Below are 6,891 nucleotides of genomic sequence, written 5' to 3' on the forward strand. Positions count from 1 at the left end.
AAAAGGATGTCACACTTGTTATGAGAATTTTTAAATTTGTCGATGATTTTGCCATACCCATGAAAAAAATTCTGATTTCTCTCTTTGCATCATTTTTTGTCCCACTCGTGGTTATGGCCCAATACCCTTACGTTGGCATCCAAACCAGCCAAAGAAAGGGCATCATCAGTGCAATGATGAATCCTGCTGAAATGAACAACTTGTCAAGAACAGTGGAAGTGCAGTTTTTTGCAGGAAATGCAGTAGTTGGTAACAACACCTTGACTTTTTCTGAAACCTTAGAAAACAGAAATGACCTTTGGAACAAATTGATGGAGAGGGCAGACCAGCCTGTCGATGGAAATACGGATGGGTCGGTAATCATACCTTCTTTTGGAATGAAGCAAGGAAAATGGTCTTTTGGTCTGATTTCCCAAATTCAGACCAGAGCCACCATCTTAAATATCAACGCTGACGTAGGTCGGTATGTAACAGATAATGAGATCAACTTCGATATTCTAACTCTTGGCATCAACAATCCAAACAACCAAAGGGCTAACACCGCGACCTGGTTTGAAATGGGTGCTGTCATCGGTAGAGAAATCTGGAATAGCCCAAAAAGCAAGTTTTCAGTGGGCACCAATTTCAAATTGCTCTTCCCTATCGGATATACCAATGTGGGATTAGGAAATCTTAGAGGGACATTGGTGGTAGATCGAACTGCCGTCTCTTTGACCAATGCACAGGCTACTGTTAATATTTCCTACGATGAATCCGTGGTAAACAAGAGAAATTTCAGTATTGATTATGAAAATTTGAATTTCGGACAATTGTCAGGAGTCGGATTGGACATAGGGTTCAATTACCAATTGAAAAATAAGGAAGGAGTTTGGCTGAATACAGGAATGGCATTCAGAAATATTGGTCATTTGACATTTGGCGCGGGTAAAAAAAACCAAACCTTCCAAATGAACATACCTGAGGGAGAATCATTCAGGATAGATCTTCTGGAACCCGATTTAAGAGCCGTAGAAAGGGATTTTTTAGAAAGTGGTTATTTCTCTAGGGAAACCAATAGAGATGGCTTTAGGGCAGGATTACCGACTGTATGGGCAGCAAACGCTGATTTGAAATTGTCTAATAAGTTTTTTTTAAGTGTTTATGGACAGAAATTCATCGAAAATAAAGAGAATAACCTGCAAATTCCCGCCATGAACCTTATCTCGTTAACCCCTAGTGCTATTTTTGGCAATTTTGAAGTTTATTCCTCTTGGGGATATTATGACATTGCCGGATTTACGGGTGGCTTAGGATTTCGTTTTGGAGGCTTTTTCATAGGTTCTCATTCAATCTTAACAGCCATGATGGCAGATACAAAAAAAGCCGACTTGCATGTCGGCTTAAGTTGGAGCTTTGGAAAGAAAATAACTGATAACTTTTAAGATTTGAAATTTTCTAAATTCAACCAAGACTTAATCATTGATTTTTTTCCTAAATGGCACCGCAGGCAAACTGAGACTGTTGTACAAATTGAATTCAGGATTGTCTGCCCAAGCAAACCTGACTTCGACCGGATTTTTTACTTTGGAGCTATATACCTCTACCTGGTTGGTTCCTACGATTTTTCCTTTTGCAATCTCAAATTGCCCATCTTCTCCTGCAAGGATAAAACCTGTGACCTCTGTACCGGAGGAAACTTGCAGGCCTTCACCCACATTATTAAAAGTGACCAAAACTTTTTCTCCCTTCTTTTCGACAGATGCGACAGAAGGACCCGAATGGATCACATCCTCCCCATAAGCGACTTTCCTTGCTACCTGCCACAGTCTATGTCCAACATCTTTTTTGTTTCGCGGATGGATATCATTGGCATTTCCCACATCGATGGTAACGGCCATTCCGGTATTGGGAAGATCCAAAGTCTGTGTCTGCGCCTCTCTCAAAAATGCCCAATCAGAATCCGGTTGTACTTCTTCCCTTTTCATAAAATTGGCCAACTGGACAAAAAGAAAAGGAAAATCACCTATCCCCCAAGCTTCTCTCCAGTTTTGGATCATGGTGCTGAAAAGTTGTTTATAATATTGGTGATCACCAGTATTGCTTTCTCCCTGATACCAGATCACACCTTTGATCGGATATTTCACGATGGGTGCGATCATAGCATTGTACATCATACCGGGTTGCCAATTGTACCATTCCACCTTGGGGATCTCCTCCTCGATTCGATTATTGTATTTCCATTCTCCTTCGAGGGAAATCTTCTTTCCACTCGATTTTACAAAGAACTCGCCACTTTTTCCCAATACCGGAGCATTGTTCCAAGTATTGATTATCCTGACTACCAATAGATTTTCGCCTTTGTTGAGCATGGTAGATGGAATAGGGAATTCCTTCACTGCATCGCCATAATCTTTAAATAATAGCCTCCCACCATTGAGGTAGATATAAGCCATTTGTTGGATGTCACCAAGGTTTAAGCTTACATTTTCAGTATCAGTTAAATTGAATTTTTTGCGGAACCATGCAATGTCAGAGAAAGGATTATCGGCAGGAAGATTGACCCTTTGCCAGTCAGCATCATCAAAATCTATGTTGACGACCCCTTTTATTTCTCCATTTTGGGGTGCTGCCACGAGTTCATTTCTTTTGAGTTCCCTGACTTTGTTATCTATAATTTCTTGAATCCAATAATCTTTTCTATCTAAAACATCTTTGGCCTTTGCCTGATACGGTGGAAAGTCAATCAATTTCGTAGCAGAAGTCCATCCCTCGGCAGGAGTTCCTCCCCAATTGCTTTCAATAATTCCAATGGGGACACCTTTTTCGAGGTGATTCTTTTTGGCAAAGAACCATGCTACTGCTGAGAAATTAAGAATATTATCAGCATTGGCCATTCTCCATTCCCCACCCCTGACATCAGTTTTTTCTTTGGCATCGTAGTCATGGGGTATCTTAAAAAAACGGATCAGAGGATATCCACTATCAGCAATCTCTTCAGGCAAACCTTCCACCTGTGCACTCATGACCCATTCCATGTTAGATTGACCTCCTGCTACCCACACATCACCAATCTGTATACCCCGGATTTTTTTTCCATTGACATCCAATACAAATGGTCCGGAAGCAGGCATTGGATCAAATTCCAATGTCCAATATCCATTCTCGTCTATCTCAGTTTCCTTTTCCTGATTATTGAATTTGCCAACAACATTTTTACCGGGTGTTCCATCACCCCAAACACGGATAGGTTGATTTCTTTGGAAAACCATATGATCCGCAAAAAACTTGGGCATAAATACTTCGGTCAATGGTTCATTGGATTGGCATGAAAAAACAAGAAAGGCTAAACCGAAAAGTGTGGCTTTGAAAATAGAATTTCGCATAGTAAGAGGTCATTTGGGAAAGGACGAAATTATTCAATCAGAAGGATTCTGTCAAGGGAATTTTTAACTTAGAAATTGCTTAAATCGCAAAAGGTGTTTACAGCTTCAGCAACAGCATAGCCACACCAAAATAAACCGATAACCCCAACAAGTCATTGGCAGTAGTGATAAATGGTCCCGAAGCTATGGCGGGATTGATACCAAATCTGTCCAAAACCAAAGGGGTAATCGTTCCCATAAATGAAGAAAGTAACACCACACAGAACATGGCCAAACCAATGGTCAAACCAAAAATGGATTCAAATCCATAAATGAAAACAACTACTAAAAACACGAATGACCCCAATACAATACCATTGACCAAGGCGATAAGTAAACCTTTAATAAAACGCTGCCAAGGAGTGTCATCAAAAACTGATTTGGAAGCCAAAGACTGTACGACTAAGGAAGATGATTGAATCCCGACATTGCCGCCTGTCGCAGCAACCAACGGAATGAATGAAGCCAATGCGATGTACTTGCTCAATCCATCTTCAAAAAACCCAATAATCTTCGCACCCATCAACCCACCGATCACTCCAATCAATAACCAAGGCAATCTGGCTTTGGAAATCCTGAATATAGAATCGGATTCCTCGACATCTGAGGAGATACCGGTCATAGCCTGAATGTCCTCCTCAGATTGCTCACGGATCAAATCCAAAATATCATCGACAGTGATTCTTCCTACTAGCCTGTTTTTGGCATTGACCACAGGAACAGATTCAAGGTCATATTTCCGCATGATTTCTGCGACTTTCTCACCATCCATATGTGTTGAGATGGAAATCAGCTCTGGTTCATAGATATCCGAAATCTTGGTGTCAGCCGATGCTAGGATGATTTTCTTGAGTGACACCCTGCCGAGCAGATGTTGCCTGTTGTCTACTACGTAAATGGAATATATTTTTTCCACTTTTTCAGCCTGCCTTCTGATTTCCTCGATGGTCTGTACCACGTTCCAGTTTTTATTGGCACGAATAAATTCCTTTGCCATCAGACCACCTGCTGAATCCTCATCATAGCGAAGAAGGTCTAGGATGTTATTAGATTTTTCCCTTTCCTGAAGATGACTGATGACATCCTCTCTGTCTTTGGTAGGCATCAGGATCAGAATATCAGCAGCATCATCAGATTCCATCTGATCTATCAGCCCCGCCAACTCAATAGGCTCTAATTCACGGATCACCTGAATCAAAGAATCTTCATCCAACTCAATCAGGATATCTGCAGCAGTTGTAGCAGGAAGCAATCTCAACACGTAGATCGCATCCTCCATATTGAGTTCGTCCAATAGAGAAGCAATATCAGCTACATTGGCACCCTCAAAAGATTCAGTGATGAAACCAATATCTTGGATTTCAATGCTTTCCTGAAGACTTTCAAGATATTCTTTGGATAGTTCAAATGATTTTATTGGTTCCAAGATTCCTGTATTTTTAACGTTAATCCGACAAATTCCTGAACGTCCAACTGCTCAGCCCTTTTGTCCATGATAGGATCTTTGGTCAGTTCTTCTGAAAGCCCAAAGGATTTAAGACAATTTCTCAATGTTTTTCTTCTTGTTCCAAAACCCTGCTTTACAACACGGAGAAACATTTTTTCGTCACATGCTAACTTTTTTACTTCATTTCTTTTGAGCCTGATCACACCGGAATTGACTCTAGGAGGAGGATTAAATACCCCCGGAGGGACCGAAAACAGATATTCAATATCATAAAAGGCCTGCAAAAGCACTGATAGAATTCCATAATCTTTGTTTCCTTTTGGAGAAGCTATCCGCTGTGCGACTTCCTTTTGCAACATGCAGACCACTTCGGTCACTTGGTTCCTTTGCTCTAAGACGTTAAAGAGAATTTGGGACGAAATGTTATAAGGAAAATTCCCAATGATAGCATAAGGCTCTTGCATAAGGGTGGCAAAATCCTTTCTCAGAAAATCTGCCTCAATGATCTTTTCGCCCAGACTAGGGTACTTTTCCCGGAGATATTTGATCGAATCCCGGTCGATATCGACGAGATATAGGTCCCATTTTTCGGTCAAAAGAAAATCAGTCAGCACCCCCATCCCGGGTCCGATCTCAAGGACTTTGGAGATGCCTCCATGACCCGTGATGGCCTTGGCAATGCTCTCAGCGATCCCTAAGTCAATCAGGAAATGCTGTCCAAGGTGTTTTTTGGGTTTGACCTTTTCCATGCGGTTAACTCTAAATATTTTATCTAAATTGCATGTCAAAATTAAGAGAATTATCACAAAGCCCTACTATTATTATGATGGCGGCTAGGAGGTTTTTCGGACTTCGGTAAACCTTCGACCCTAACAAAACGGGAAATTTCCTAGTTTTGAAAACATTAAATCTAAATCAATAACCAACAGTATTCTATAAATTTTAATGAACCAAAGAAAAAACAAACCGGTCGTTGGCATCAGTATTGGAGACATCAATGGCGTAGGAGCAGAAGTTACAATTAAGGCACTTTTAGACAACAGGCTTATCAAATTGGTCACTCCTGTGATCTATGCACACGGCAAAGCCCTGACTTTTTACAGAAAGCATCTTGGCATAGAGGACTTTAACTTTATGCAGATCAAAAACATTGAAGAAGTTCACCACAAAAAGATAAATGTTATCAATGCGTTGGATGAAAGCCCGGAGGTAATCCCGGGAGTTGAAACCCATGAAGCAGGCAAATTGGCATTAGCCGCGCTTGACCATGCGATCAAAGATTTGAAGGATAACAAAATAGAAGCCTTAGTGACGGCTCCATTGAATAAAAATAACATCAACAGTCCGGATAAGAAATTTGTCGGCCATACAGAATACCTGACGGAGGCTTTTGGAAGTAAAGACAGCTTGATGTTTTTGGTAGCAGACGGATTCCGTGTAGGATTGGTGACCGGGCATGTTCCATTAAAGGATGTAGCCAAAAATATCACGGCTGAAAAAATAAAGTCCAAACTCAATATCATGCTGAAGTCCCTGAAGGATGACTTTGGTATCTCAAAACCAAAAATAGCAATCTTGGGATTAAATCCTCATGCCGGAGAGGAAGGTCTGCTTGGAGATGAAGAGGAAAACATCATCAAACCATTGATCAAAGAATACAAGGACAAGGGACATCTGGTTTTTGGGCCTTATTCGGCAGATGGTTTTTTTGGAATGATGCACCAAAAGAAATTTGATGGAGTCTTAGCAATGTACCATGATCAAGGACTTATCCCATTCAAATCACAGGCATTTGAGACAGGGGTCAATTTCACAGCAGGACTTCCCATAATTCGTACCTCCCCCGATCATGGGACAGCCTATAATATTGCCGGCAAAAACGTGGCAGATGAAGGTTCGATGCGGGCGGCCATCATGCAAGCATATGACATCATTCGCCACAAAGGAAACTGGGAAGAGGAAAGTGAATAATAATATTTGGATATACACTTCTTTGCCAGTAACTTAATATTCTACTACAATCGGGTAGGATCCCGATAGCCA

5 protein-coding genes are annotated in these 6,891 nt (G+C 41.0%); 2 read left to right on the forward strand and 3 right to left on the reverse strand.

The features are described 5' to 3' along the window. Positions 1-20: 20 nt before the first annotated feature. Positions 21-1,421: a DUF5723 family protein gene (locus tag M3O96_RS15950; RefSeq protein ID WP_249722213.1), complete on the forward strand. Its 1,401-nt coding sequence runs from the start codon at positions 21-23 to the stop codon at positions 1,419-1,421. A gap of 30 nt (positions 1,422-1,451) precedes the next feature. Here M3O96_RS15950 and M3O96_RS15955 read toward each other — a convergent pair whose 3' ends face one another. From M3O96_RS15955 to rsmA, 3 genes are all read right to left on the reverse strand, one after another. Next, positions 1,452-3,362, reverse strand: a complete 1,911-nt coding sequence (locus tag M3O96_RS15955) for a sialate O-acetylesterase (protein ID WP_249722215.1) — start codon at positions 3,360-3,362, stop codon at positions 1,452-1,454. Positions 3,363-3,459: 97 nt separating this feature from the next. Continuing rightward, entirely contained in the window at positions 3,460-4,827 is a 1,368-nt protein-coding gene (mgtE, locus tag M3O96_RS15960) for a magnesium transporter (protein ID WP_249722218.1), read from the reverse strand. Further along, on the reverse strand, positions 4,815-5,597 hold the full coding sequence (gene rsmA / locus M3O96_RS15965; protein WP_249722220.1) for a 16S rRNA (adenine(1518)-N(6)/adenine(1519)-N(6))-dimethyltransferase RsmA: 783 nt from the start codon (positions 5,595-5,597) through the stop codon (positions 4,815-4,817). Before rsmA ends, mgtE begins: the two co-directional genes overlap by 13 nt. Positions 5,598-5,793: 196 nt before the next feature. Here rsmA and pdxA point away from each other — a divergent pair, with 196 nt between their 5' ends. After that, positions 5,794-6,819 carry a 4-hydroxythreonine-4-phosphate dehydrogenase PdxA gene (gene pdxA, locus M3O96_RS15970; protein WP_249722222.1) on the forward strand — a complete coding sequence of 342 codons (1,026 nt, stop codon included), beginning with the start codon at positions 5,794-5,796 and terminating at the stop codon, positions 6,817-6,819. Positions 6,820-6,891 lie beyond the last annotated feature (72 nt).

This window comes from Aquiflexum sp. TKW24L (assembly GCF_023502205.1).
GTDB lineage: Bacteria > Bacteroidota > Bacteroidia > Cytophagales > Cyclobacteriaceae > Cognataquiflexum.